Consider the following 26,690-nt stretch of genomic DNA (forward strand, 5'->3'; position numbering starts at 1 on the left):
GCGGGCCCTTTCGCAAGCAGGGGCTAGGTCGAGCTCCGCGGCAGATCCCAGGTCACCCGCCGTTTGCGGGGGCCGCGCAGCAGTCCCCGCGTCTGGGCGGTGAGGGCGGCCAGGGCGTTGATCGTCCAGTAGGCGAGCGGGTACAGCGGCAGGAGCAGGCAGGCGTACGGGAGTCTCGGGTCGAGGCGGCGCTCGACGGCGACCGCGATCGCGATCTGGAGCACCGCGACCACCGCGATGCCCACGCCCCACGCGATCATCCAGCGGAACTTCATGTCGTCGGGGTGCGTGATCCAGTGGACGACACCCCAGACGGTGGCGACCAGCATCGTCAGGACCCAGAGATACGAGAGCAGGGCTTCCAGGGCGATCGGCCAGAGCGTCCAGTGGCGCGGGCGGAAGACGGTCCGGGCGTGGGTGCGCAGGACCTCGCCCTGGCCCCTGGCCCACCGGGTGCGCTGCGCCCAGATGCTCCGTACGGACTGGGGGACCTGCATGCCGACCAGGGCATGAGGGGTGAAACCGGTGAGGTGTCCCGCCTCCAGAAGGCGCCAGGTGAGCTCGATGTCCTCGGTGGCCATCCTCGGGTCGTAGCCGCCCACCGCGAGCACCGCGTCGCGGCGGAAGAGACCGAGCACTCCGGCGACCGTGCCCACCCGGCCCGCGAGGGAGTGCGTGCGGCGCATCAGACCGATCAGGGAGGCCGTCTCCAGCATCTGCAGCGTCGCGAGCACCCCGCCGCGGTTGGTGACGCGGGGGCTGCCGGCGACGGCGGCGTAGCGGGGCGAGCGCAGGATGCGCGCGGTCAGGTGCTGTACGGCGTCGGGGTGCAGATGGGTGTCCGCGTCCGTGACCAGGACCAGGTCGTGGCGGGCGCGGCGCATCCCGCCGTTGAGCCGGTCGGCCTTGCCGAGGTTCACGCCGTCGTCGAGGACCGTGACGCGCGGATCGTCGCCCGCCGCGGCGCGGGCGGCGGCGACCGTGGCGTCGGCCGAACCGTCGTTGAGGATCAGGATCTCGAGGTCGCCGCCGTAGTCGACGTCCCGCAGGGCCTCGACGCAGCGGGCGATGACGCGTTCCTCGTTGTACGCGGGGACGAGGATCGTGACGCCCGGCCAGCCGCCCGGCGGGGTGCTGGCCGGGCTGCCCTCCAGGATCCGGAAGAGAACGCCGCCCACCATCCAGGCGCCGCCGGTGACCACCGGATAGAAGGCGAGAAAGGTCAGCAGGACGTCGAGGAAGGTCACGGCGCTCCTCCCGGGTCTCCCGGGCCTGCCCGGTCTCCCGCGCCTGTCGGGTCTCCGAGGTCTCCCGGGGCACGGCGCTCCTCCCGGTGGCGCAGCGCTATCGCCCAGGTCAGCGCCGCACCGAAGACCAGCCAGGACACGAGGACCGCGAGCAGGAGGCGCCACAGGATCGAGGTGTGGCCGAGCAGGACGACCGCGAGGGCGCCCGCGGCGATCCAGACCAGCGCGCCGCACAGGAACGCGGCCACCAGGCGGCCGGGTGAGGCGCGCCGGGCCGGCTCGAAGGCGGCATCGGAGCGAGGGTTCCGTGGGTCCATGGGTGCATCACTGCTCGCACTAGCGGTCGGATATTTGTCACCTTAGGATCCGATTAGTCCGCAATGCACCCCAGGGAAGGCGGCCCCCGTGCCCAGTGGTCTGAACACCGACGCCATCGGACCGGTCGACGTCGCGGTGATCGCCTTCGAGGGGAACCGGTTCAACGGGGACGTCGCCCCCGCGCTGCGCGAGCTGCAGCAGAACGGGACCGTGCGGGTGCTCGACCTGAGTTTCGTACGCAAGGGGGCCGACGGCTCCGTCGACATCCTGGAGCTCGGCGACGAGGAAGTGGCCGAGGAGTTCCAGCAGGTCACGGAGGCGCAGTTCGACCTCTTCAGCGACGAGGACCTGCTGAAGATCGCGGACGGGATGCCCGCGCAGTCCTCGGCGCTCGTCGTGGCCTGGGAGAACAGCTGGGCCGCCCGCCTGGGCGCGGCGATCCGCGGCTCGCAGGGCGAGCTGCGGCTGCTCGAACGCATTCCGCGGGACACCGTCGTCGCGGCCTTCGCGGCGCTCGACGCCGACTGACGCCGACTGACGTCGACTGATACGCCGCCGGACACCAACGGAGGGACAGCGCATGCCTCGGAGAATCGGACGTCCCGGCCTGCTGGGCACCATCGCCCGTACCGCGGTCATCTCGGGCACGGCCTCCGCCGTCTCCAACCGTGTGAACCGCGGGATGGCCCAGCGTGATGCGCAACGCCAGGCGTACGCGCAGCAGCAGGCGGCCCCGCCCGCACCCGCCCCGGCCCCCGTGGCGCCGCCGCCCGCGCCGTCGGCGCCCGCCGCCCCCGCCGTGCCGGACCGCGTCACCCAGCTCACCGCGCTCGCCGAGCTCAAGGCCCAAGGGCTGCTCACGGATGAGGAGTTCGCGACCGAGAAGGCCCGCGTGCTCAACTCCTGAGCGGGCCGCGCGGGCCGCGGCCCGCGCGGCCGTAGCCATAAAGTCTGAATGCTGGTTCACTTCTTGCGTGGCCTACCGCAAGACCCCCGCCGAACTCAGCCGTCTGGAAGCCGTCCGCGAGCGGCTGATCACCTGTGCCACCGAGGTGGTGGCGGAGGTGGGCTGGGCGGGGGCCTCCGTGTCCGCCGTCGCGGACGCCGCCGGGATCGCGGCCGGCTCGGTGTACCAGCATTTCCCGTCCAAGGCGGCGCTCGCCGTCGAGGTGTTCCGGCGTGCGGCCGGGCGGGAGGTCGAGGTGCTCGGCGAGGTCCTGCAGGGCGCCGGTGATCCCGTCGGACGCCTGACCCGCGGCGTCGACGTGTTCGCCCGCCGCGCCCTGGAGAACCGCGGCCTGGCCTACGCCCTGCTCGCCGCCCCCGCCGAACCCGCTGTCGGCGCCGAGCGGCTCGCCTTCCGGCGCCGCTACCGCACGCTGTTCGCCGAGGTCGTACGCGAAGGGACGGCCGCGGGCCTGCTGCCGCCGCAGAACGCCGAGATCACCGCCGCCGCGCTCACCGGAGCGATCGGCGAGGTCCTCGTCGAACCGCTGGGCGCCGCGGACGAGCAGCTCCCGCAGTCCGACGGGCGCGCCACGCGGGCTCTCCTCGCCGACCTCACCGCCGCCGCCCTGCGCTGCGCCGGAGCCCCATGCGCTGAGCGCCCCACGCACTGAGCAGACCCGCCCCTACGGACCCCACTGGAGGCCCCGATGCCCACCGGCGTGACGCACGAAGTGACCAACCAGGCACCGCCGTTGACCGGTCACAACCCGGCCGAGGACGCGGTGCTCCTCGACGGCGTACGCCGTGAGGGCGCGGAGTGGCACATCGAGGAGCTGCGCCGCTTCGGCAAGGTCGCCGGCAGCGAGGAGGCCCGCGCCTGGGCGGAGCAGGCCAACCGGCACGAGCCCGAGCTGCGCACCCACGACCGCTACGGCCACCGCATCGACGAGGTCGACTTCCACCCCGCGTACCACTCCCTGATGACCACGACGGTGGGCGCGGGCGCGGCCGGTTCCGCCTGGGCCGACGAGCGGCCCGGCGCGCATGTGGCCCGCGCGGGCACCTTCATGCTCGCCACGATGATGGAGCAGGGCCACATGTGCCCGGTCTCCATGACGTACGCCGTCATTCCCGCGCTGCGCCGCGCACCCGAACTCGCCAAGGTCTACGAGCCGTTGCTCACCAGCCGTACGTACGACCCGGGCCTGCGCACTCCCACCCAGAAGCAGGGGCTGCTCGCCGGGATGGGCATGACGGAGAAGCAGGGCGGCACGGATGTGCGCGCCAACACCACCACGGCCACCGAACAGGCCGACGGCAGCTGGCGGTTGCGCGGCCACAAGTGGTTCACCAGTGCCCCGATGAACGATCTGTTCCTGATCCTCGCGCAGGCGCCGGGCGGCCTGTCCTGCTTCCTGGTGCCGCGCGTCCTGCCGGACGGCAGCCGCAACACCTTCCGCATCCAGCGCCTCAAGGACAAGCTCGGCAACCGCTCCAACGCCTCCAGCGAGCCCGAGTTCGACGACACGGTGGCCTGGCTGGTGGGGGAGGAGGGCCGAGGGGTCCGCACGATCATCGACATGGTCACCATGACCCGCCTGGACTGCGTGCTCGGCTCCGCGGCCCATGTCCGCGAATCCCTCGCGCAGGCCGCCCACCACGCGCGCCACCGCTCCGTGTTCGGCGCCAAGCTCATCGACCAGCCGCTGATGCGCAACGTACTGGCGGATCTCTCGCTCGAATCCGAGGCGGCCACGACCCTGGCGCTGCGGCTCGCGGGCGCCGCGGACCGTGCGCAGCGCGGGGACGGGGCCGAGCGTGCCTTCCTGCGCCTGGCCACGGCCGTCGGCAAGTACTGGGTCTGCAAGCGCCAGCCGGCCTTCGTCGCCGAGGCCCTGGAATGCCTCGGCGGCAACGGCTACGACGAGGCCTCCGGCATGCCCCGCCTCTACCGCGAGGCCCCGCTCAACGGCATCTGGGAGGGCTCCGGCAACGTCAACGCCCTTGACCTTCTGCGGGTGTTGGCCCGAGAACCCGAATCGCTCGACGCCTTCCGTACGGAGGTGGAAGCGGCGTCCGGCGCCGACACCCGCCTGGACGCGGCCTGGCGCGAGCTGCGCGCAGAGCTCGTCCTCACCGAGGACGCCCCGCTGCGCGCCCGCCACCTCGTCGAACGCGCGGCCCTCGTCCTTCAGGGCTCCTTGCTCGTGCGCCACGCACCCCCGGCGGTCGCCGACGCCTTCTGCGGCTCCCGCCTGGCCGGCGGTCAGGGCCTCGCCTTCGGCACGCTCCCGCCGGGCACGGACTTCGCGGGCCTCCTGGAGCGGCTGCCGGCCTGAGTCACGGGCAGCCCGAGTCACAGACAGTGCACGGACAGGCGGGGCCGGGACCCTCGGGCCCCGGCCCCGCCTCCCCCCGTTTCCCCCTCCGCGCCGCGGCGCACTCCCTCAAATGCGCCGCAGCGAGAGCCCGTTGGACGCCACCACCGCGAAGTCCTGATGCGCGATCGCGGAGAACACGGCACGCAGCGAGCGCCGCGTCACCATGACGCCCCAGACATCGATCAGATACGGATCGGTCCCCGGCTCCTCGATCGTGACCTGCTGGACGTTGTTGACCGCCCCCGGGAACGGCCGTACGTCACCGTCGTGCACCGCGCTTCCGTCGGCGCGGCGGACCTGCAGATAGAGCTTGTTGACGAGACCGCCGGCGGCCTCGGAGGGCGCGTCCGTCCAGGCCAGGGTGATCTTCAACGGCCGCCCCGGGTCCAGGTCTTCGAGGCGGTACGTGACCCGCGCACCGGTCTGCACGGCGTCCTGGAAGTCGTCGGCGAACAGCGCGCGGTGCCGCCCGTCGGTGCCCACGGACCCGGTCACGTCCACGCGTCCGAAGCCGCTCGCGTTGTTGGGCCCGGGTGCGATCTCGCCCGCGAACTGGCCGGGCATCGCGGCCGCCCCGTTGACCAGGAACGCCTTGAGCAGCGCCGCGGTCGGGTGGTGGCGCCGTTCCCGTACGAGATATTCGCGGACCAGCGCCGCGGCGCCGGCGGTCAGCGGGGTGGACATGCTCGTGCCGCCGCTCCAGCAGTACGCGCTGCGCAGCGGGTGGCCGACGGGCAGCTTGCCCCACAGCGGGACCGCGTTGGGCGGCAGCGCGCGGGAGAGCAGGGACAGGACGTTGGTGCCGGGGGCGATCAGATCGGGCTTGATCCGGCCGTCGTCCGTGGGGCCGCGGGAGGAGAAGGCCGCGAGTCCGTCGACGTCGTCGGAGATATGGCCGGCGGCCGCCATCTTCGGGTAGCGCAGGACGCCGGCGCGGGTGAAGCGGTCCCAGGTGGTGTTGCGGCCGGGCGCCGGTGCGGAGTCGGCGGGGCGGTCGTTCTCGCCGGCGCCGATGGTGAGGCAGTTCTTGGCGGTGGCGGGGGAGCCGATGGAGTCCTCGTCCACGACGCCGTTGCCGTCGCGGTCCTCGCCCTCGTTGCCGGCCGAGAACAGGATCAGCATGTCCGGGTGGTTCCACACGAAGTCGTCCACGGCACGGGACTTGGCCGTGTAGAGCCCGGCGGTGGGCGCGCCCCAGGAGTTGGTGTGGATCCGGGCGCCCGCGCGATGGGCCTGCTCGAACAGCGGGCGCAGATCGTCGGGCAGCCCGTACAGACCGGAGGCGGGCGGCGGCCAGGTCTCGCTGATCCTCGGCAGATGTGCCACCTCGGCCTCGGTCTTCCAGTGCACGCGCTGCCCGATCGACTGGAAGAACACCTGAGCCTCGGGCGCGGTGCCGGCCGGGACGGGGGAGGCGTGGGCGGCGAGCGCGGCCGCGCCGTCGCCGAGCACCGAGCCGGTGACATGCGTCCCGTGGCCGTTGTCGCCGTCGGCGGGCCCGTCGTCGCTGCCCGGCGGATCGTCCACGTACGGGGCGAGCGCGGAGCGCACGGGCCAGCTGACGAGACCGGTGACCCGGCCCCGTACGTCCTCGTGGAGCGTGGCGATGTCGCCGGTGTCGAGGCCGGAGTCGGCCACGGCCACGATCTGGCCCGCGCCGCCGAGCTCGATACCGCCCGCGGAATTGTCCTCCGCGACGCCGAGGACGCGGCGCGCGCGGTCGTTGTGGTACTCGGCCAGGGCGTACGGCAACACGGCCTGCACGCCGGGGAGTTCGGCCACCCGGCTGGGCACGGCGCTCGCCACGAGGGTGCGCCCGGACGTGGACAGGATCGCGCCGCCCTGGGTGCGCAGCACGGCAGCCACGTCCTCGACGGACTCGCCGGGGAACACGGACACCTCGACGAGCTGCTCCTGGGCGGGTGCCGGATGCGCGAGGGCCGTGGGCCGCTCGTCGGCGGGATACACCTTCGGGGAGACCTTCATCGCGGGCCGGTACGGGGTGACCTCCTCGGCCCAGGGGAGTTCGGTGAGCTGCTCGGCGTGCTCAGGCAGCACGCCGATGACCAGAGTGAACCCGGCCAGGCTGTCGTGCACGCGGACCCCGCGCGCGGCCAGCTCGGCCAGCCACTCGGGAGCGGGCGGGCCCGCGAGCCGCAGCAGGTAGTAGGCGGTGCGCCCGGGCGGCGGCTCCAGGGCCTCGGTGTGCTGCGCCTCGACGGCGTCGGCGAACGTGAAGGTGTTGCCCGCGGTGACGACGGCGGGCTGCTGCAGCTCGGTGACGGTCGCCAACTCTCCGATCCGTACGGCCTGTTCGGCGTCCGCACGGACCAGGAGCGCGTCGGGGTAGCGGGCCAGGACCTCGGCGCCCGTCGCGCGGACGGCACCGGTCTCGGCCTCGGCGTCGGTGGTCAGCTGCACCAGCAGGGTGGACGGCATCATGCGCCCCTTCCGGGAGAGCAGGTGGAATACCGTCGAGTCTGGAGCGGGCGGGAGGGGGCTTTACGGAAGCTGACAGAGCTGGACAGAACTGGCCGCGCTTGCAGATGAGTTGGCCTCTCAGGGCTCCTCCAGAAGGCGATGGGTCTCGGCCGCCTCCGGCACCCCGAGCGCGTCGAACAGCGCGGCCGCCGCGGCCCGATGGCGCCGGGCCGTCGCGGCGTCGGACAGTCGGGCCAGACCGGCGAGCGCGCGGGCCTGCTCGTAGCGGTCGCCGCTGCGTTCGGCCAGGTCCAGGGCCGCCGCGTGGGAGCCGCCCGCGTCCGCCCGCAGTCCCAGGGCAAGTTGGGTCTCGCCGAGGTCGATCAGCGCGCCGGTCTCCACCTCCGCCTCGCCCACCTCGTGGGCCAGGGCCACGGCCCGGCCGAGCAGGTCGAGGGCGTCCTCGTGCCGTCCGGCCGCGAGATGGACCGTACCGATGCCGCGGAGGGCCTCGGCCTGGCCGCTGCGGTAGTCCGTCTCGACGTAGATGGGCAGTGCGGCCTCATGGTGGGCGGCCGCGTCCGCGAGATGGCCGAGCCGCAGGCTGGCGGAGCCCAGGTTGGTCAGGGCCACGGCCTCGCCGACGCGGTTGCCGATCTCGCGGTTGATGCTGAGCGCGCGGGCGTAGTGGTCGTACGCCTCCAGATAGCGGCCGGTGCGCTCCAGGGTGGTGCCGAGATTGTTGAGGACCCGGGCCTGCCCGATCCGGTCGCCGTGCTCGCGGAACAGGACGAGGGCGCGTTCCTGGTGGTCAAGTGCCCGGGGATAGTCGCCGAGTTGGCGGTGCACGGTGCCCAGGCCGTACAGCGCGGCGCCTTCGCCGCCGGTGTCGGCCAGCTCGCGGCGCAGTGCGAGCGCGGCCTCCAGATGCGCCCTGGCGTCCTCGTACCGCCCGAGCCGCCAGGACAGGGTGCCGAGCCCGTGCAGTGCGTCCGCCTCGCCGAGCCGGTCGCCGCCCACGCGGTGCGCGTCGAGCGCCTCCTGGTGGTGGCGTACGGCCGCGGTGTAGGAGCCGGTGCGCAGATGGGCGTGGCCGAGCCGGTTGAGCGCGGCGGCCTCGGCGGCGCGGTCGCCCAGGGCGCGGGCCGCGTCGAGGGCGAGGGCGTGCAGGGCCAGGGCGTCGCGGTAGTGGGCGGCGGTGTCCAGGAGCCGGTCGAGACCGGCGGACAGCGCGAGGGTGTGCCGGGGCGAGACGCCGGCTGACGCGGCGGCCACGGCGAGCAGATTGCGGCGCTCGGCCGCGAGCCACGGGGCGTGCGGATCGGTCGTACGGTGTGCGGCCTCGGCGTAGTGGTCGAAGAGCCGCAGCAGGGCGGACTCGCGGTCGGGGCGCGTGGCCGCCTGCTCGGCCGCGTACGCGCGCAGCAGATCGTGCATGGTGAACCGGCCCACGTCCGTCTCGTCCACGAGATGGGCGCGCGCGAGGGTGTCCAACTGCCGGTAGGCGACGGCCTGTTCGACACCGAGCAGAGCCGCGGCGGCCGCGGCGGACAGATCAGGACCCGGGTGCAGGCCGAGCAGATGGAAGGCGTCGAGCGCGGGCTCGGGCAGTGCGCGGCAGGACCACGAGAACACGGCCCGTACGGCGGTGTGGTCGTCCTCGCCCGCGTTCAGGAGGTCGAGCCGGCGGGATTCGTCGCCCAGATCGGCGACCAGGCGGGCGAGCGGCACGCCTGGCCGTGCGGCGGCCAGTTCGGCGGCGATCCGCAGGGCGAGCGGCAGCCGTGCGCACCGCTCGGCGAGCGCCGCGGTGTGCCCGGGCTCGGCCTCGGCCCGGGCCCCGATCAGCCGGGCGAGCAGGTCGGACGCGTCCTCGCCCGGCAGCACGTCAAGCGTCAGTCGTACGGCGCCGTAGCGGGCCACCAGCGACGGCAGCGAGTCACGGCTGGTGACCAGGACCTGGCAGCTCGGGGTGCCGGGAAGCAGCTCGCGGACCTGCTCGATCCCGCGGACGTTGTCCAGGACGACGAGCACCCGGCGCCCCGCGAGCAGCGTCCGGTACAGGGCCGCACGCTCGTCGAGCCCGTGCGGCACGGCCGGCCCCTCCACGCCGAGCGCCCGCAGGAACACCTCGAGCGCCTCGGCCGCGGACACCGGACGCTCCGGGTCGTACCCGCGCAGATTCAGATACAGCTGCCCGTCGGGGAACGCGGGAGCCGCGCGGTGCGCCCAGTGCACCGCGAGCGCCGTCTTGCCCACGCCGGCGGTGCCGGACAGCGCGCAGATCGCCACCGCGCCCGAAGCGGCCGGCGCCGAGAGCAGCCGGTCCAGCTCCGCGAGCTGCCGTACGCGACCGGTGAACACCGGTACGTCACCGGGCAGTTGGCGCGGCACGAGCCGCCCGGCCGGGGCCGCCGCGGGCGGCCGTGCGGGATCCGTACCGGCCGCGAGCCACAGCCCGTGGAAACGCTCCGTGTCCCCGCCGAGCGTCTCCACCAGCAGCTCGATCAGCCCCCATCGGGGCAGCGCGGGCCCGGAGAACGCCACGGACACCGTCGTATGGCTGCACCCCACCTCCTTGGCCATCTGCCGCAGACTCGGGCGGCCGGCCCGGTGATGCAGATCGTGCAGCGCGTCGAACAGGTCCCGTAACGGACCTTCGAGCCCTTCGGGCCTCGGCAGCACCCCCATGCGCCCTCCCCGGCCAGTTGTGTCAGTTTTCGTCAACTCACCTGCGAACCCCGGAGACTTGAGGATGACGCACTCGCCGCGTGGTCCCGGGCGGAATTCCCGAACTCCGCCGCCGAAGGTACGAAAACTCCGACAAGGAGGCACAGACCATGACCACACACGCACCTTCCCACCCTGCCGGCCCCCTCGACCAGGCGGCCCTCCTGGGCACAGCGGTCACCGCGGGCCTGCACCACCCGGGCCCCGCCGCCACCAAGTCGGACGCGCCGCCCTCGGACGCCGACCGGGCCGAAGTGGGCCACGCCCTGCGCTACTTGACGAACTCCGGCCTCCTGAGCGACACGGAGGGCGCGGCCTTCACGGAGTACGCGAGCCACGACAAGTCCGACGCCCCGGAGCCCGGCTCCGGCCTGCTCACGGTCGGCTCGGTGCTCGCGGTCCTCGTACGCGCCGAGACGCCGCTCGGCCTGTTCCGCCACGTCGTCGACGCGGCACTCACCGGCTTCCTGCACGCGGGGCGCGACGCGGCCGTGAGCTGCGCGTCGATCGCGGCGATACGGGTTCTCGGCGCGACGAAGAGCTCGTCGGGCCCCTTCGGTCCGCCGGCGACGAAGAGCGGGGCGACCAAGAGCGGGGCGGGGCTGGACGCGACCAAGAGCGGGGCGGGCTCGGGCGCGACCAAGAGCGGTACGGGCCTGGGCGCGACCAAGAGCTGAGCGGGCCTGGACGCGACCAAGAGCTGAGCGGCGGCCTCACCCCGCCACCGGTGCCGCCCACTCCTCCTTGTGCCCGAACCCCTTCGCGTTGTCGATCACGCGCAGCCACTGCGGCGTGATCTCCCACATCGCGGCGGACGCGACCGCCTTGGCGAGCCGCGGATCCTCCGCCACATACGGAAAGGCCCGCAGATACGCGGCGCGCGCGTCCGCAAGCCCTTCCTCGCCCACCCGCCGGCACACTCCGCGCCCCTGCACGCCGGTGATCGACGTCCACGTCTGCTGATCGGCCTGCGCCGTGAACGCGACGTGGGCGTCCGGCTGTTGCGCCTCCAGGGCGGCCCCGTGCCCCGTGCTCACAGCCGTCAGAAACACCAGCGCGCCACTCTCCGCCACGGCGAAGAACACGGCACATGCCTGGGGCTGCGCCTGGCTGTCGACGTAGGCGAGGGTGAGGGTCGAGTACTCGGCGAGCGCCTGCACCAGATTCTCGGGCGGACGCTCGGCATGCTGCACATGGTTCACGCCCCCCAGGGTGCCACTGTCCTCGCGCCGCCCCCTGCGGGTGGTCTGCGCCTGCGGCGGGCGGTTTTCCCCTACCCGCCCCTTTCCGCTGTATCGATTTGCGGCTCCGCCGCGGGCGTGGGCAGCGCTCCCGGACCCCCGGGGTGGGTGGGCAAGCAGGGCGGGCGGGCACCCGGGGTGAGTGGGTCCCGGGGTGGGTGGGTCAACGTGGGGCTGAGCCCCGGCTCTTGTGGGCACCCGGGTGGGTGGGCCTTTTGGGGCTTCGCCCCTTGCCCCCTTGTCGCGCCTGAACGGCCCTCGTCCTCAAACGCCGGACGGGCTGCAGTTGGACGCTCCGTCCAGCGCAGTCAGCGTGCGTGGCGCAAGGGCGGGTGGGAGGCGCGAGGGTGGGTGGGAGTGCGCGCATGGAGCGGGGCGGCAGGGGTGCGGGCGAAGGCGTCACCGGGCCGCAGTTGCGGGACGGCGGGGGCGGAACCCCCGGGCCTGCAGTTGCGCACCGCTGGGGCAGGAGCCCACCCAGCCTGCAGCCGCGGGACGGCGGGAGGGGACGGGGTGGGGTGCCTGGTTTTCGGGCGGTCCGAGACGACCAGGTGAGTCCCTCGGTACCGGCCCACATTGCCCGAAAACCAGGTACCCCACCCGGCACCGACCCAAGACGAACCGCAGGCGCAGACGAGACGGCGGAGAGCCGGACACGAAGCGGCAGGCCCCACCGTGCACCGCAAGCCGGACACGAAGCGGCAGGCCCCACCGTGCACCGGAAGCCGGACACGAAGCCGCAGGCCCCACCGTGCACCGCAAGCCGGACACGAAGCCGCACCCAAGCCAGAGGGGGCCTGGGAGCGGAAGCCACCAGCGGGGGCCCGGGGGCGGCGCCCCCGTGACCTCAGTCGCGGCGGACGCGGACCTTGAAACGCCCGTCCGGCTCCTCGCCAAGAACCGTCACACGGACCCCATGCTCCCGGTCCACAAACGACTCACCCACCCCATACGGCGCATCCGACAGCTCCGCATGCACATTGGGCCGCCGCGTACACCCCCCGGAATCCCGCGCGGAATCGGCGACAACCACCGGCCCCTGCCCGGTGTCCACATCCGCATCGACCCGGTACACCAACACCCCCGGCTTGCACACGGCCTCGTCGTTCCCCCCACGGGTCCGCACCTCCACCGCGTACCCCATCTGCTCACTCACGGGCACGAACGTCAGCTTCGACCCGTCCGCCCCCGACGACAGCGGACTCAGCAGATGCTCGGACACCCCCGAAGCCGAAGCACACCGCACCTGACTGTCGTCCAGCCACCCCAGCTTCCACTTGTGCCAGCCGAGCAGATCGTTGTTGGCCCCCCAGTCCTCGCTCATGATGTCCCAGTGCCCCACGGCCCCACCCCCGTCGGCGGTGTACAGATCGGGCAGCCCGAACACGTGCCCGTTCTCGTGCGGCAGCACCCGGTACCCGGTCTCCTGGTACGACCCCGACCCGTCGTCCTGCCGCGAGTACACGAAGGACGCGTTGGCCACGGGCACCCCGTCCGCGACCGGCGCCTCGTGGTTCCCCGCGAAGGTCACCGAAAGGACCGTGTCGAGCGCCGAGGGCCCCGCGTTCGGCGTCACGAGGATGTTCACGAGGTCGTACGCGCGGAAGTCCACATCGGGATCCGCGGCCCGCACGATGTCCTCCACCAGCGCCCGGTAGCCCGGATCGAACGGCGCGCCGCGCTCTATCCCGTACGCGGAGAACTTGCGGGGCATCCGCAGCCAGTCCTTGACCGGGGCGTGCGGCTGGTAGTCGAGCCGCCCGTACGAGCTGGTGCGGAACCACTTCTGGGTCTGCGGGAAGAACTCCGCGTACCGGTCGAGCGCGGACCCCTCACCGGGGGCGTCCGGGAAGTCGACCATCAGGTTCAGTGCGCGGATGGTGCCCGTGGAACGGGAGTAGCCGGGCGGAGTGGGCACGCCCTCGGACATCTGCACACCCATCGAGCCCGTGATCATGCACGGTCCGAGGGCGGTGGAACGGGCGGCGGACACCGGTCCGGCCGCGCTGGAGGGGTCGGCGAGAAGCTGTCCCGTACTGGCCGTCGCCGTCGCGGAGATGGCCAGCGCGGCGGCCGCGGCGAGCAAGCTGCTGCGGCTCGGCCTGCGTATCCAGCGAGGGGACAGCTGCATGCGAGGGCCCTTCCGTCCGGCGGTGCGCAGCCGGGAGCCGGCGCGCACCGCGTCCATGACGATCACCTTCTGCCGGGGCCCCGACACGCGCGCGCTGGGTGCGCCGATCGTGGGTTTCTCGCCCGGAACAGGTGTGAGCCAGGTCACATGAGTGCGGGAAATAACCGGGGACGCCCTCCCCGTTTAGACCTGTGTTCGCGCGAAACGGGGACTGACTCCCCGCATCGAGGCGACAGCGCCCCGCGGCCGGCACCGGCAGACGGGGGTGAAGGAGCCGGAAAATAGAAGTGGACAGATGTCCGCTTCGGAGGGCAGGATGGTTATGGTCACCGCAGCAGCCGCTGAACGGTCGCGTCCCGTGCCGCGCCCCCGGGCCGACGCACTGCGCAACCGTGAGCGGATCGTCGCGGCGGCCAGGGAGATGTTCGTCGAGTTCGGACCCGAGGTCCCGTTCGACGAGATCGCCCGCAGGGCCGGCGTCGGCAACGCCACCCTGTACCGGCACTTCGCCGACCGCGCGGAGCTCATCCGCGAGGTCGTCTGCTTCGTGATGGACCGCACGGCGGAGCAGGCCGAGCGCGCGCTCGCCGAGGAGGGCGACGCGTTCGAGGCGCTGCGCCGTTTCGTGCACGCGGCCGCCGAGGAGCGGATCGGAGCCCTGTGCCCGATGCTCTCCGGCGACTTCGACAAGCAGCACCCGGACCTCGACGAGGCCCGGGACCGCATCGAGTCCCTCGTCGAAGGGCTGATGGAACGGGCCCGCACCGCAGGTCGACTGCGCACCGATGTCGCTGTCGGCGACCTGATGGTGGCCCTGTCCCAGCTCACCCGGCCCCTGCCAGGGTCGGGGTGCGTGAACTTCGACCAGTTCGTCCACCGCCACCTGCAGCTGTTCCTCGACGGCCTGCAGGCCCCGGCCCGATCCGAACTCCCGGGCGCGGCGGCCACTTTGGAGGACCTCCGCCGAAGGGCCTGACCGGCCCGCCCCAGCTTCCGCAGTGACCACAGGCTTCCGCAGTAACCACAAGCTTCCGTAGCAGCTCTCTTTCCCGTCATCGTGCGCTGTCGTGCGCGTGCGAAATTTCAAGAAATACCGAGGTGGGTACCCCCATGTCTGAAACAGCCCTCAAGCCCGATTCCGGGCTCGATCCCAAGCGCTGGACGGCGCTGGTCTTCATCGCCCTGGCGCAGCTGATGGTCGTGCTCGACGCGACGATCGTGAACATCGCGCTGCCGACCGCCCAGCAGGACCTGGGCATCTCGGACGCCAACCGCCAGTGGGTCATCACGGCCTACGCGCTGGCCTTCGGCGGTCTGCTCCTGTTCGGCGGACGCATCGCCGACCTGTGGGGCCGCAAGCGCACCTTCGTGACCGGTCTGATCGGTTTCGCCGGCGCGTCCGCCCTCGGCGGCGCCGCCACCGGTGAGGCCATGATGCTGATCGCCCGTGCCGCGCAGGGTGCCTTCGGCGCGCTGCTCGCGCCGGCCGCTCTGTCGCTGCTCGCGGTGATGTTCACCGACGCCAAGGAGCGCGCCAAGGCCTTCGGTATCTACGGTGCGATCGCCGGTGGCGGCGGCGCCGTGGGTCTGATCCTCGGCGGTGTGCTCACCGAGTACCTGAACTGGCGCTGGACCTTCTTCGTCAACATTCCGTTCGCGATCGTCGCCGCCGTCGGCGCGTACCTCGTGATCCGTGAGCCGGCCGGCGGCCGCAACCGCTCGCCGCTCGACATCCCGGGTGTGGTCCTGTCGACCACCGGTCTGGTCGCGCTCGTCTACGGCTTCACGCGCGCCGAGTCCGACGGCTGGTCCGACTCCGTGACCATCGCGATGTTCATCGCGTCCGCGGTGCTGCTCGCCGCGTTCGTCCTCACCGAGGCCAAGGTCAAGCACCCGCTGCTCCCGCTGCGCGTGATCACCGACCGCAACCGCGGTGGCGTGTACCTCTCGCTCGGACTCGCCGTCATCTCGATGTTCGGCCTGTTCCTCTTCCTCACGTACTACCTGCAGATCGTCAAGGGCTACAGCCCGGTCATGACCGGCTTCGCCTTCCTGCCGATGATCGCGGGCATGATCACGGGCTCGACCCAGATCGGCGCCCGTCTGATGACCCGTGTCGCTCCGCGCCTGCTCATGGGCCCGGGCTTCCTGGTCGCCGCGCTCGGCATGCTGCTCCTGACGCAGATGGAGATCGACTCCTCGTACCCGCTCCTGATCCTGCCGGCGCAGCTGCTGCTCGGTCTCGGTATGGGTACGGCGTTCATGCCGGCCATGTCCCTCGCCACCATCGGTGTCGAGGCGCGGGACGCCGGTGTGGCCTCCGCGATGGTCAACACCTCGCAGCAGGTCGGCGGCGCCATCGGCACCGCGCTCCTGAACACGATCGCGGCCTCGGCCACGACCGCGTACCTGGTGGACAACGCGGCCGGTGCGACCAACCAGCAGCTCCTGCAGTCGCAGGCGATGGTCGAGGGCTACACCTCGGCGATCTGGTGGGCTGTCGGCATCCTCGCGGTCTCCGCGGCGATCGCGTTCACCTTCATCACCACCAAGGCGCAGGGCTCCTCGCCCGTCGCCTCCGGCGGCGGCAAGGGTGCGGACGAGGACGTCCAGGTCCCGGTCATGGCGCACTGACCCGCGTCACGCAGAAACAACCGGATCCGCCCTGAGCACCCCGTAGGGAACTCAGCGCAACCAGGGCAGATCCGCACCCGCCTCGCACGGCTGCAGTCCCTCGGCGACGATCTTCATGATCTCGCCGAGGGACTTCTGCTGTTCGGGGGTCAGTCGGTCGAAGAGCGCCTGCCGTACGGCGGCGACATGGCCGGGCGCCGCCTCGGCGAGCACCTCGGCGCCGCGCTCGGTGAGGATGGCGTTCTGGCCGCGCCTGTCGGAGGGGCAGTCCTCGCGGCGGACCCAGCCGTTCTTCTCCAGGCGCGCGATCGCGTGCGAGAGCCGGGAGCGGGTGATCTTCGCCTGCTTGGCGAGCTCGGTCATCCGCAGCCGCCGGCGCGGGGCCTCGCCGAGCTGGACGAGCAGCGCGTAATAGAGGTGCGGCAGCTTGGCGTCGCGTTGCAGCTGCCGGTCCAGATGGTCGTCGAGCAGCATGGTGGCCTGCAGATACGTGCGCCAGACCTGCTGTTCCTCGTCGCTGAGCCAGCGGGGCCCGTCCTCGTGCTTCGTCGCCATGCCTCCACTGTACGGAGGGCTTTCTTGAAGGTTGAAGGAAAGGGGGGACGGGAGTACCGTCGAGGTAGTGCTTGAACTTTCAAGCATGAACGTCGGCTGGTCAGCGAGCCGGAGAGCCAGGGAGTCGCCATGAACGCCACCACCGCCGAGCGCATGCCCGCGCTCTACCTCTCGCACGGCGCACCGCCGCTCGCCGACGACGCCCTGTGGCCGGGCCAGCTCGCCGCCTGGTCGGCCGACCTGCCGAAGCCGAAGGCGATCCTGATGGTCTCCGCGCACTGGGAAGAAGCGCCGCTCGCCCTCGGCGCCACCGAGACCGTCCCGCTCGTCTACGACTTCTGGGGCTTCCCCGAGCACTACTACCAGGTCGAGTACGCGGCGCCCAGAGCGCCGGAACTCGCCGCATCCGTAAGGAAGTTGCTGCGCACGCCCGGCACCCCCGTGCAGGACATCGCGGACCGCGGCCTCGACCACGGCGCGTACGTGCCGCTCAAGGAGATGTTCCCCGGCGCGGACATCCCGGTCCTGCAGATCTCCATGCCCACGCTCGACCCGCGCCGGCTCATGGACATCGGCCGCACCCTCGCACCGCTGCGCGACGAGGGCGTACTGATCGTCGGCAGCGGCTTCTTCACGCACAACCTGGCGGCACTGCGGCAGGGCGGAATCCCTTCCTGGTCCGCGGAGTTCGACGCCTGGGGGTACGAGGCGCTGGACGCCGGCGACGTGGACGCGCTGCTCGACTTCACGGCGAAGTCCCCCGCGGGACAGCTCGCGCACCCCCGTACCGAGCACTTCGCGCCGCTGTTCGTGACGATGGGGGCGGCGGACGCGGCCGGTGATCTCGGGGCGCAGCGGTCGGTGATCGACGGGTTCTGGATGGGGCTCGCGAAGAGGTCGGTGCAGTTCGGCTGACGGATGCCTCCGTGAGCCTGCGGATGCCGTGGGAACTGTTGGCGCGTTCGGGCCGTTGGGCGATTGAAGCGGCTGTGGCGGTGTTGCAGGGGCCGGATCGAGGGAACCCGGGGAGCTGCCGGGCAACCACGAAGCGGTCGGCGCCGTCTTCAGGAGCGGGGAAAGCGGGCCGGCCCGGGGGGCGGAGCAGGCACAACGTGTGAGGGCCGTCTCATTTCCCGGGCGTCGACGAGGACGCCCGAGGGGTACGGGAAGGGTCTTCGCACCCGGCCTGACCTGCACCTCCGTGACGCCGACGGAGCGTCGGCACACGTTGCGGCGGCACAGGGTACTGCAAGATCACGAAAAATGTTGGGCAGCTTGGGAATTCTGTCCGGATTCCAGTCGTTGTTTCCTTCGGAAGCGGTAGTCAAAGCGTTACCGGCCACCGCCCCTGGAGTCCCGAAGACCACCAGCAGGCCCCACTCATCGCAAGGGAGCACGCATGGCAACCCGTGCCGTCGCCCGTCGTAAGTCCGCCAAGGGCGAGAACGACGCGGCAAGCAGTGTTCGCGTCGGAACCGGTGAAATCGCCGACCGCGACCTGGTCGGCATGTATCTGGACGAGATAGCCCGCACGCCGCTGCTCGACGCCGCCAAGGAGGTCGAGCTGTCCCAGATCATCGAAGCGGGTGTGTATGCCGAGCAGATCCTCGACGGCACGCTCGAGCAGGAGACCGAGACGGGCAAGGACGCGAGCCGTGAAGAGCTCGAGGCCCTGATCGCCGACAGCGAGCGCGCCAAGGACATCTTCATCCGCTCCAACCTCCGTCTGGTCGTCGCGGTCGCCCGCCGCTATCCGCGCTCGGGTCTGCCGCTGCTCGACCTGATCCAGGAGGGCAACGCGGGCCTGGTGCGCGCGGTCGAGAAGTTCGACTACCGCAAGGGCTTCAAGTTCTCCACGTATGCCACCTGGTGGATCCGTCAGGCCATCACGCGCTCGATCGCGGACCAGTCGCGCACGATCCGGCTGCCCGTCCACCTCGTCGAGGAGCTCGGCCGCATCCGCCGGGTGCAGCGCGAGTTCAACCGGGAGAACGGCCGCGACCCGGAGCACACCGAGATCGCCGCCGAGCTCGGCTCGACGCCGGAGCGTGTCGGCGACGTGCTCGACTGGGCGCGCGACCCGGTCTCGCTCAACATGTCGGTGGACGACGACGGCGACACCCAGTTCGGTGACCTCCTCGAGGACACCTCGGCCGTCTCGCCCGAGCAGTCCGTGCTCACGCTCCTTCGCAGCGAGGAGCTCGACGGTCTGATCGGCCGGCTCGACCAGCGCACCGCGTCGATCATCAAGATGCGGTACGGCATCGAGGACGGCCGCGAGCGCACCCTGACCGAGGTCGGCAAGGAACACGGTCTGACCCGCGAGCGGATCCGCCAGATCGAGAAGCACGCCCTGCTCGAACTGAAGCGCCTCGCCCGCGACACCGGCTTCGACGCGGCGGCGTAACCATGGGGCGGCCCCAGGCCGCCCCCCATAGACCGAGCCCCGGCGCCCACCCCCCCCTGGCGCCGGGGCTCGTTTGTCGTGCGGGCCGGGCGCCCGCCGCCATGACCCGGCAGCGGCTGCCCGGCATCGGACGGCGGCCGCGCCGGTCCGGCGGCGGTCAGGTGGAGGCCTCGTCCGTCAGGCCGAGGTCGCCCTGGTCAGCCGGCTGCCCAACTGGGCCACCTGCTCGACCAGTTCCGCCGGCCCGTGGACCGTGAAGTCCACCCCCGTCATGGCCAGGCGCATCGCCGCCCACTCCAGGGAGTCCTTGACCGTCGAGCGCAGCCGGCAGCTGTCCTCACCGGTCGCCTCCGGGGTCCCGAAGGCCGGCGGCAGCCGGCGGGCCACCTCGGCCACCGGAGCCGCGAAGGCCACGTCGATCTCGAACGTGGGCGAGCCCCGCCACACCGTCGCCCGCATGAACTCCGCCGCGTCCCCGGTCGGCACCTCGCGCGGCACGAAGCGCGCACCGGTCGCGAAGGGTTCGCTGACGCGGTCGACGCGGAACGTACGCCAGTCGTCGCGGTCCATGTCGTACGCGACCAGATACCAGCGCCGGCCCGCCGAGACCAGCCGATACGGCTCGGTCAGCCGCCGGGTCCGCGCGCCGTCCCCGGCCTCGTACGAGAAGCGCAGCCGCTCGTGTCCCGAGGTCGCCGCCGCCAGGACCGTGAGGGTCTCGGGCGCGATGGTCGCGCCGTCGCCGCCCCCGCTGTACACGAGCGAACTCGTCGCCGCGCCGAGCGTGTTGACGCGGTGGCGAAGCCGCGTGGGCAGCACCTGTTCGAGTTTCGCGAGGGCGCGTACGGAGGCCTCCTCGATGCCCTCGACCGCATGGCCCGCGCCCGCGCGCAGGCCGACCGCGATCGCCACCGCCTCCTCGTCGTCGAGCACGAGGGGCGGCAGGGCCTTGCCCGCGACGAGGCGGTAGCCGCCGTCCGCGCCCATGGTCGCCTGCACCGGATAGCCGAGTTCGCGCAGCCGGTCCACATCACGGCGGACGGTCCGCCGGGAGACCTGGAGGCGATCGGCGAGCTCACTGCCTGGCCACTCGCGTGGCGTCTGCAGAAGCGACAGAAGCTGCAGCAGTCGTGCCGGAGTATCGGTCGTCATGTTTTTGAGGATGCCCCTCAATTAGGTCGTGACCTGTCCTACATGACGTCTAACGTACTTCTCATGAAGAAGACAAGCAGCAGCGCGCAGGGCATAGCCCAGAGCCCGGGACAGGCTTCGGCGCAGGGGGCGGCGGCCGACCGGCGGCGGTGGATCGCGCTCGCGATCGTGATGACCGCTTCGTTCATGGACCTCGTGGACGTGACGATCGTGAACGTCGCGATCCCCACCATCACACGCGACGAGGGCGCCTCGCTCAGCCAGATCCAGTGGATCACCGCGGGATACGCGCTGGCCTTCGCGGCCGGCCTGATCACCGGCGGCAGGCTCGGCGACATCTACGGCCGCAAGCGGCTCTTCCTGATCGGCATCGCCGGCTTCACGCTCGCGTCCGCGCTGTGCGGCTTCGCGGTCAACCCGGACATGCTGGTCGCCTCCCGCTTCCTGCAGGGCGCGACCGCGGCGCTGATGGTGCCGCAGGTCCTGTCGATCGTGCACGCCACGTTCCCGGCGCACGAGCGCGGCAAGGTCTTCGGTCTGTTCGGCGCGATCGTCGGGCTCGGCGCGGTGACCGGACCGCTGCTCGGCGCGCTGCTCACCGAGTGGAATCTGTTCGGCCTCGAATGGCGCCCGATCTTCCTCATCAACCTGCCGGTGGGCATCGCGGCCCTGATCCTCGGCCGCAAGTTCATCAGCGAGTCCAAGGCGCCCAAGGCGCTCAAGCTGGACCTCGTCGGTGTGGTGCTCGTCGTGATCGCCCTGCTGATGCTGCTCTACCCGCTGACCCGCGGACACGAGCTGGACTGGCCGCTGTGGGGCCACCTGATGATGGCGGGCTCGCTGCCGGTCTTCGGCCTCCTCGTGGCGTACGAGAACCACAAGGCGAAGAAGGACGGATCGCCGCTGATCGAGCTGCCGCTGTTCAAGGTGAAGAGCTTCGCGGCGGGCATCGCGGTGCAGCTGACCTTCGGTCTGGTCATGGGCATCTTCTTCCTGGTATGGACCCTCTACATGCAGACGGGCCTCGGCTGGAGCGTCCTGAAGGCGGGCCTGACCGGTGTGCCGTTCTCGATCGCCGTCTCCTTCGCGGCCGGTATCTCGGTGCAGAAGCTGGTCCCGGTCTTCGGCCGCAAGGTGCTGCAGGCGGGCGCGCTGACCATGGCCGTCGGCGTCCTGCTCTACATCTGGGAGGCCGACCGGTACGGCATGGCCATCACCCAGTGGCAGATGGCCCTCCCGCTGATCGTCATGGGCCTGGGCATGGGCCTGATCGTCGCCCCGCTGACCGACGCGGTGCTCTCCGAGGTGCCGCGTGAGCACGCGGGATCGGCCTCGGGTCTGATCAACACGACCATGCAGATGGGCAACGCGCTCGGCCTCGGCCTGGTCTCGGTGGTCTTCTTCGGACAGCTCTCGGACAGCGTGGTGCCGCAGGAGATGGCGGCGGAGATCGTGGCGGCGTTCCAGTACGCCCTGAAGTACGTGGCCGCGGTGCTCGGCGTCATCTTCCTGGTGATGTTCGCGCTGCCGAAGCGGCCGAAGCAGCACCTCGAGGGTGGGGCGGACGAGGGTGCGGCTCCGTCTTCGGACGAGGACGCGGCTTCGTCTTCGGACGAGGACGCGGCTTCGTCTTCGGACGAGGCTCCGCGCAAGGCGGCGGACGACGACGAGGAGCCGGTGCTGGTCCACTGACCTGACCCGCGCGCTTGCTTGCGGCGCCCTCGCACCCCTGTGGTGCGGGGGCGCCGTTGCGTGCGGGCCCCCGACGGCCGGCCCGCACGCCCCCGCAGCAGGCCCCCGGAGTTCGGCCCGCACGCCCCGCAGCCGGGCCCAAGGGCCCGCCCAGCAGTTCCCCTCGTAGGACCAAAGCCCGTTTCTGCCCGGACCGTGCCCGAATCTGTTTACTTCGTTGATACGTGGACGTAGTCTGACGGAGAACCCACACAGTCGGGCATGAAGCGGAGCTGAATCCACATGTACGCACCGGAGCGTCAGCAGGAGATCCTGCGGCTCGCCCGTGAGAGCGGACGCGTCGATGTGCTGTCGCTGGCCGAGGAGTTCCAGGTCACCGCCGAGACCGTACGGCGCGACCTGAAGGCCCTCGACCGCGCGGGCCTGGTCCGCCGGGTGCACGGCGGAGCGATACCGGCCGGACGGCTCGACTTCGAGCCCGACCTCGCCGAGCGCGAGTCCACCGCCGCCGACGAGAAGGACCGCATCGCCCGGGCCGCCCTCGCCGAACTCCCCGCCGACGGCAGCGTGATCCTCGACGCCGGCTCCACCGTCGCCCGTGTCGCCGCCGACCTGCCGCTCGAATCCGCGCTCACGGTCGTCACGCACTCGCTGCCCACCGCGGCCCGCCTCGCCGACCACCCCGGCATCCAGCTGCACCTGATCGGCGGCCGGGTACGGCACCGTACGCGCGCGGCCGTCGACGCCTGGGCCCTGCGCGCCTACGGCGAGGTCCGCGCCGACGTCCTCCTCCTCGCCGCCAACGGCTTCTCCGCCGACCACGGCCTGACCACCCCCGACCTCGCCGAGGCCGCCGTCAAGCGCGCCGCGATCGCCGCGGCCCGCCGCGTGGTGCTGCTCGCGGACTCCGCCAAGTGCGGCGAGGAGCACTTCGCCCGCTTCGGCGACCTGGCCGATGTCGACCTCCTGATCACCGACAGCGGCCTGAGCGACGCCGACACCGAGGCCCTCGAGAAGTCCGGCGTGGAGGTCCGGCGCGTATGACCTCCCCGTACCGGTCTTCCGCTGCCGGGCCATCCCGCGCCCTACCTCCACGTGCCCGGCCTCCACGTGCCGGACTTCCCCTCGCCGGCCCCCGCCGCCGACCTCCCCGCCCCTGACCTCCCCGCACCTCGACCCCGCCCCGCCGGACCCCACTCCGGCCCCCGGTTCCCCACCCCCACCTGTCGCACCTGAACTCCCGTACGACATGAACCACTTGGAAGCGGTACGCATGATCCTCACCGTCACCCCGAACCCCTCCCTCGACCGCACCTACGAGGTGCCCGCCCTCGAGCGCGGCGAGGTCAACCGCGCCGTCGGCGACCGGATGGACCCGGGCGGCAAGGGCGTCAACGTGTCGCGCGCCGTGGCCGCCGCCGGCAAGCGCACCGTCGCGGTGCTTCCGCTCGGCGGGATGCCCGGCGCCCTGGTCGCCCAGCTCCTCGGCGAGCAGGGCATCGAGGTGGCGCCGGTGCAGGTCGAAGGCGCGACCCGCTCCAACATCTCGCTCGCCGAACCCGACGGCACCCTGACGAAGATCAACGCCGCGGGGCCCGAACTCTCCGCCGCCGAGGCCGAGTCGCTGCTCAAGGCCGTACGCGCCGAGTCGGTCGGCGCGAGCTGGATCGCCTGCTGCGGCAGCCTGCCGCGCGGTCTCGCACCGTCCTGGTACGCCGACCTGGTGGCCCGCGCCCACGCGGCCGGCGCCCGGATCGCGCTCGACACGTCAGGACCCGCGCTGACCGCCGCACTGCGAGAGCGCCCCGACGTCGTCAAGCCCAACGCCGAGGAGCTGGCCGAAGCAGTGGGCCGCCCGCTGGCCACCATTGGCGACGCGGTGAAGGCCGCCGAGGAGCTGCGCTCGCTCGGCGCCCGGGCCGTGCTCGCCTCGCTCGGCGCCGACGGGCAGCTGCTCGTCGACGACAGCGGTACGTACTTCGCGAGCGCCCCGGTCGAAACCGTCCGCAGCAATGTCGGCGCGGGCGACGCCTCCCTCGCCGGCTTCCTGATCGCGGGCGGCTCCGGGCCCGAGGCCCTCGCCTCCGCGGTGGCGCACGGAGCGGCCGCCGTACAGCTGCCGGGCAGCGTGATGCCGACACCCGGCGACCTCGATCCGGCGGCGGTGCGGCTCACCGACGAGGTGCCCCTGGACCGGGCGTTGAGGGAGCCGGCGGCGTGAAGCCCTCTGAGCACACTAGCCACCCGGACAGTCCCCGCCCACCCGGGGGCCGAGCCCCAATAAGGCTATCGACCCCCACTGACATCGCCCGCGAACGCCCCTTACTGCACGGCCACCACCACCCCGCCCGCCACCACTCCGCCCGCCGCCACCCCGTCCGCCAACGGCTTGGCCACCCCGGGGTTCCGGGAGCTCCTCTTCGCCGCTCCCAGCCCTTCAACTCCCTTCAGCTGTCCCCCATATGCGAGCAAAGGAGCCCGCGATGAGCGAGATGATCACCGCGGAACTGGTCGACCTCGACCTGTCCGCCGAGACCAAGGAGGCCGCGGCGCGTTCGCTCGCCGAGCGGATGGTGGCCGCGGGCCGCGTCACCGACCTCGACGGCTTTCTCGCCGATGTCGCCGCGCGTGAGGCGCAGATGCCGACCGGGCTCGACGGCGGCATCGGCATCCCGCACTGCCGCAGCGCCCATGTCACCGAGCCCACGCTGGCGTTCGGGCGGGCCGCCGAGGGCATCGACTTCGGGGCGCCGGACGGCCCGGCCGACCTGATCTTCCTGATCGCCGCTCCCGCGGGCGCGGACGAGGACCACCTCACGATCCTGTCCTCGCTGGCCCGCCAGCTGATGAACGCCGAGTTCACGGGTGCGCTGCGGGCGGTCGGGGACCCGGCGAGGGCTGCCGCGCTGATACGTGGGGACTCACCCGTATCGGAATCGGCTGAGGCGCCCGCAGCGGAGGCACAAGCGGCACCTGAGGCCAAGGACACGCCTGAGGCCAAGGACACACCTGAGGCATTGAAGGCACCGCAGCACCCCACCCCCGAGGCCCACACCCCCGAAGCCCCCTCCGCCACCCCTCCCGGCCAGACCTTCAAGATCGTGGCCGTCACCTCCTGCCCCACCGGCATCGCCCACACCTACATGGCCGCCGAGTCCCTGGAGAACGCCGGGCGCGAGGCAGGCGTAGAGCTCGTCGTCGAGACGCAGGGCTCGGCGGGCTTCACGCGGCTCGACCCGGCCGTGATCGCGGCCGCCGACGCGGTGATCTTCGCCCACGACGTCCCCGTACGGGACAAGGACCGCTTCGCCGGAAAGCCCACCGTCGACGTCGGTGTGAAGGCGGGCATCAACCGCCCCGCCGCCCTCATCGCCGAGGTCCGCGAGAAGGCCGCGCGCGGTGAGGTGTCCTCCGGAGCCCCCACCCCGGTGGAGGCGGCCGGTGACGAGGGCGACGGCTACGGCACCAAGCTGCGCAAGTGGCTGATGTCGGGCGTCAGTTACTGAAACTCAGACACTTGGAGTCTGTGCAGCTAGGAGGCGTAATGGACGAGATCCTAGACGAATGGGCAGCCCGGCAAACCGAGTCGGCGCCAGCATTGCCGGATGAGATCCTGAGGGATCTTGCGGATGCGCTCGGCATCGAACTGGGGGAGTAGCCCGCAACCTCGGCTGTCCGAACCAAGATCAAAGAAAGGGACTTTAGTCCATTACGCCCAGGTTGGTCCGTGAGAGAACCTCTCTGAGTCGGCTTCGCCCCTCGTGAAGGAGGGTGCGACTGCCTGAACTGGGGAGGTAGTAATGAGCACACTCGCGCATGGTCCGGCCATGTCGAGCACCGGGAAGCGGCGCCGCTGGCTCCTGGCGGTCCTGGCGATTCTTGCCCTCGCGATGACGACCCTGGGCACCACGGCCAGCCCTGCTGAGGCGGCCACCAAGAAGATTTGTGCCCCGTCCGGGAAGTGCAAGACGGTCAACACGAGCAGCAAGAACTACTGCAAGCCGGGCGCCAGTTGCCGCAAGGAGATGTTCCGCAAGTACACCGGCTACTGCTCGTCGTCGACTGGGTGCATCACTTACAAGGGGAAGAACTACATCTACGTTGGTGGCCCGAAGCTGACATCGGCTCAGAAGAACGCTGCCCGTAAGTGCGCAGCGAGCTTGGGTTTTGCGGCTCTGACGGCTCCTACGACTGGTGGTTCGAGCGTCTTCCTCATCGGGCTTTCGATCACCGCGTGGGGCTGCACGTGAGTCGTCACGGCTGACGCTGCTCGCAGTAGTGCAGGGGCTCCATCCATTGGGTGGGGCCCTCTGCAGTTCCGGGAACTCGCCTGAACTGCGGTTTCCCTCTTTGGTAGTGGGGCACTCGCCGCCCCATGGCTGATGAGGGCAGAGTCCGGCAGCCAACGCCAAACGAGCCGTTGGCCATCGGGCTTGGATGGCTTCTGTTCTGCGGCGGTGTGCTCGCGCTGCAAGGTCTGATCGGTCCGTGGCTGACGTTTGCCATCGTGGCCGTTCCTGCGGTGCTCTATGTCGTTACTCGAACGGGGAGAGCGTGAATTGCACCTGAGGTCGGCGTAGCGGCTTTGGCCGGTGTCCTGCCTGGTTTGGGGTCGGGCATGATCAGGGGGCCGTACGCTGGTTGGCAACTCGGTCAAGCTCTTTGAGCCTGACCGCAATGTGATCGAGTGGCCCCCTGGTCTTGCCCGACGCGGGTCCCGGACCGGGGAGGTGGGTAAAGCCGTGGAGCCGGCCGCCCCCCGCCGATGGGCAACGACCATGGAAGCGGGTCCGTCGACATTGCACCGCCGCCGCGATCCGGCCTTAGTCGAAG

Annotated in this window: 21 protein-coding genes and 1 pseudogene; 14 read left to right on the top strand and 8 right to left on the bottom strand. The window is 71.6% G+C overall.

Annotated elements, in window-relative coordinates; genetic code table 11:
• Window positions 1–23: 23 nt before the first annotated feature.
• A complete protein-coding gene (locus H9Y04_RS47210; protein WP_308801936.1) occupies window positions 24–1,247 on the bottom strand; it encodes a glycosyltransferase family 2 protein in 1,224 nt (407 codons plus the stop codon).
• On the bottom strand, window positions 1,244–1,564 hold the full coding sequence (locus tag H9Y04_RS41565; RefSeq protein WP_187819460.1) for a hypothetical protein: 321 nt from the start codon (window positions 1,562–1,564) through the stop codon (window positions 1,244–1,246). Before H9Y04_RS41565 ends, H9Y04_RS47210 begins: the two co-directional genes overlap by 4 nt.
• An 88-nt stretch (window positions 1,565–1,652) precedes the next feature.
• On the opposite strand from H9Y04_RS41565, the gene H9Y04_RS41570 reads away from it, so the two are divergent.
• The 4 genes from H9Y04_RS41570 to H9Y04_RS41585 all read left to right on the top strand — a co-directional run bounded on the left by H9Y04_RS41570 (window position 1,653) and on the right by H9Y04_RS41585 (window position 4,852).
• A complete protein-coding gene (locus H9Y04_RS41570; protein ID WP_308801938.1) occupies window positions 1,653–2,093 on the top strand; it encodes a DUF6325 family protein in 441 nt (146 codons plus the stop codon).
• A gap of 52 nt (window positions 2,094–2,145) precedes the next feature.
• Window positions 2,146–2,472 (top strand): SHOCT domain-containing protein, encoded by a 327-nt coding sequence (locus H9Y04_RS41575; RefSeq protein ID WP_187819461.1) that lies wholly within the window; start codon window positions 2,146–2,148, stop codon window positions 2,470–2,472.
• A gap of 67 nt (window positions 2,473–2,539) precedes the next feature.
• Complete coding sequence (locus H9Y04_RS41580; RefSeq protein ID WP_187819462.1) at window positions 2,540–3,184, top strand: TetR/AcrR family transcriptional regulator; 645 nt, start codon at window positions 2,540–2,542, stop codon at window positions 3,182–3,184.
• A 36-nt stretch (window positions 3,185–3,220) separates the two neighbouring features.
• Entirely contained in the window at window positions 3,221–4,852 is a 1,632-nt protein-coding gene (locus H9Y04_RS41585) for an acyl-CoA dehydrogenase family protein (RefSeq protein ID WP_187819463.1), read from the top strand.
• A gap of 108 nt (window positions 4,853–4,960) precedes the next feature.
• Here the strand turns inward: H9Y04_RS41585 and H9Y04_RS41590 are convergent, their stop codons facing one another.
• Window positions 4,961–7,333, bottom strand: coding sequence for a S8 family serine peptidase (locus H9Y04_RS41590; RefSeq protein ID WP_187819464.1), 2,373 nt, complete (start codon window positions 7,331–7,333; stop codon window positions 4,961–4,963).
• 120 nt (window positions 7,334–7,453) lie between these two features.
• Window positions 7,454–10,006 (bottom strand): ATP-binding protein, encoded by a 2,553-nt coding sequence (locus H9Y04_RS41595; RefSeq protein ID WP_187819465.1) that lies wholly within the window; start codon window positions 10,004–10,006, stop codon window positions 7,454–7,456.
• A gap of 149 nt (window positions 10,007–10,155) precedes the next feature.
• Between H9Y04_RS41595 and H9Y04_RS41600 the strand changes: the two genes are divergently transcribed.
• Complete coding sequence (locus H9Y04_RS41600; protein ID WP_187819466.1) at window positions 10,156–10,722, top strand: hypothetical protein; 567 nt, start codon at window positions 10,156–10,158, stop codon at window positions 10,720–10,722.
• A 36-nt stretch (window positions 10,723–10,758) separates the two neighbouring features.
• Here the strand turns inward: H9Y04_RS41600 and H9Y04_RS41605 are convergent, their stop codons facing one another.
• A complete protein-coding gene (locus tag H9Y04_RS41605; RefSeq protein ID WP_308801944.1) occupies window positions 10,759–11,247 on the bottom strand; it encodes a pyridoxamine 5'-phosphate oxidase in 489 nt (162 codons plus the stop codon).
• 886 nt (window positions 11,248–12,133) lie between these two features.
• Window positions 12,134–13,417 carry a M6 family metalloprotease domain-containing protein gene (locus H9Y04_RS41610; RefSeq protein ID WP_187819482.1) on the bottom strand — a complete coding sequence of 428 codons (1,284 nt, stop codon included), beginning with the start codon at window positions 13,415–13,417 and terminating at the stop codon, window positions 12,134–12,136.
• A 322-nt stretch (window positions 13,418–13,739) separates the two neighbouring features.
• Between H9Y04_RS41610 and H9Y04_RS41615 the strand changes: the two genes are divergently transcribed.
• Window positions 13,740–14,393, top strand: a complete 654-nt coding sequence (locus H9Y04_RS41615) for a TetR/AcrR family transcriptional regulator (RefSeq protein WP_187819467.1) — start codon at window positions 13,740–13,742, stop codon at window positions 14,391–14,393.
• A gap of 134 nt (window positions 14,394–14,527) precedes the next feature.
• Window positions 14,528–16,051, top strand: a complete 1,524-nt coding sequence (locus H9Y04_RS41620; protein ID WP_187819468.1) for an MFS transporter — start codon at window positions 14,528–14,530, stop codon at window positions 16,049–16,051.
• A 51-nt stretch (window positions 16,052–16,102) separates the two neighbouring features.
• Here the strand turns inward: H9Y04_RS41620 and H9Y04_RS41625 are convergent, their stop codons facing one another.
• The gene (locus H9Y04_RS41625) at window positions 16,103–16,606 is read right to left on the bottom strand and encodes a MarR family winged helix-turn-helix transcriptional regulator (RefSeq protein ID WP_187819469.1); all 504 of its coding nucleotides are present in this window, start codon (window positions 16,604–16,606) and stop codon (window positions 16,103–16,105) included.
• 129 nt (window positions 16,607–16,735) lie between these two features.
• On the opposite strand from H9Y04_RS41625, the gene H9Y04_RS41630 reads away from it, so the two are divergent.
• The gene (locus H9Y04_RS41630) at window positions 16,736–17,521 is read left to right on the top strand and encodes a dioxygenase family protein (RefSeq protein WP_187819470.1); all 786 of its coding nucleotides are present in this window, start codon (window positions 16,736–16,738) and stop codon (window positions 17,519–17,521) included.
• 484 nt (window positions 17,522–18,005) lie between these two features.
• Complete coding sequence (locus H9Y04_RS41635; RefSeq protein ID WP_187819471.1) at window positions 18,006–19,013, top strand: sigma-70 family RNA polymerase sigma factor; 1,008 nt, start codon at window positions 18,006–18,008, stop codon at window positions 19,011–19,013.
• A gap of 177 nt (window positions 19,014–19,190) precedes the next feature.
• On the opposite strand, the gene H9Y04_RS41640 is transcribed toward H9Y04_RS41635, so the two are convergent.
• The gene (locus H9Y04_RS41640) at window positions 19,191–20,165 is read right to left on the bottom strand and encodes a helix-turn-helix transcriptional regulator (protein ID WP_187819472.1); all 975 of its coding nucleotides are present in this window, start codon (window positions 20,163–20,165) and stop codon (window positions 19,191–19,193) included.
• A gap of 171 nt (window positions 20,166–20,336) precedes the next feature.
• Here H9Y04_RS41640 and H9Y04_RS41645 point away from each other — a divergent pair, with 171 nt between their 5' ends.
• The 5 genes and pseudogenes from H9Y04_RS41645 to H9Y04_RS41665 all read left to right on the top strand — a co-directional run bounded on the left by H9Y04_RS41645 (window position 20,337) and on the right by H9Y04_RS41665 (window position 26,107).
• A complete protein-coding gene (locus H9Y04_RS41645; RefSeq protein ID WP_236072092.1) occupies window positions 20,337–21,857 on the top strand; it encodes an MFS transporter in 1,521 nt (506 codons plus the stop codon).
• 282 nt (window positions 21,858–22,139) lie between these two features.
• The gene (locus H9Y04_RS41650; protein ID WP_187819474.1) at window positions 22,140–22,901 is read left to right on the top strand and encodes a DeoR/GlpR family DNA-binding transcription regulator; all 762 of its coding nucleotides are present in this window, start codon (window positions 22,140–22,142) and stop codon (window positions 22,899–22,901) included.
• Window positions 22,902–23,130: 229 nt separating this feature from the next.
• Complete coding sequence (pfkB, locus tag H9Y04_RS41655; RefSeq protein WP_187819483.1) at window positions 23,131–24,078, top strand: 1-phosphofructokinase; 948 nt, start codon at window positions 23,131–23,133, stop codon at window positions 24,076–24,078.
• Between the two features lie 262 nt (window positions 24,079–24,340).
• Window positions 24,341–25,360: pseudogene (locus tag H9Y04_RS41660) on the top strand (fructose PTS transporter subunit IIA); the annotation flags it as partial.
• 297 nt (window positions 25,361–25,657) lie between these two features.
• Complete coding sequence (locus tag H9Y04_RS41665; protein ID WP_187819475.1) at window positions 25,658–26,107, top strand: hypothetical protein; 450 nt, start codon at window positions 25,658–25,660, stop codon at window positions 26,105–26,107.
• The last annotated feature ends 583 nt before the right edge of the window (window positions 26,108–26,690 follow it).

This window comes from Streptomyces polyasparticus (genome assembly GCF_014493765.1).
Taxonomy (GTDB): Bacteria; Actinomycetota; Actinomycetes; order Streptomycetales; family Streptomycetaceae; genus Streptomyces; species Streptomyces polyasparticus.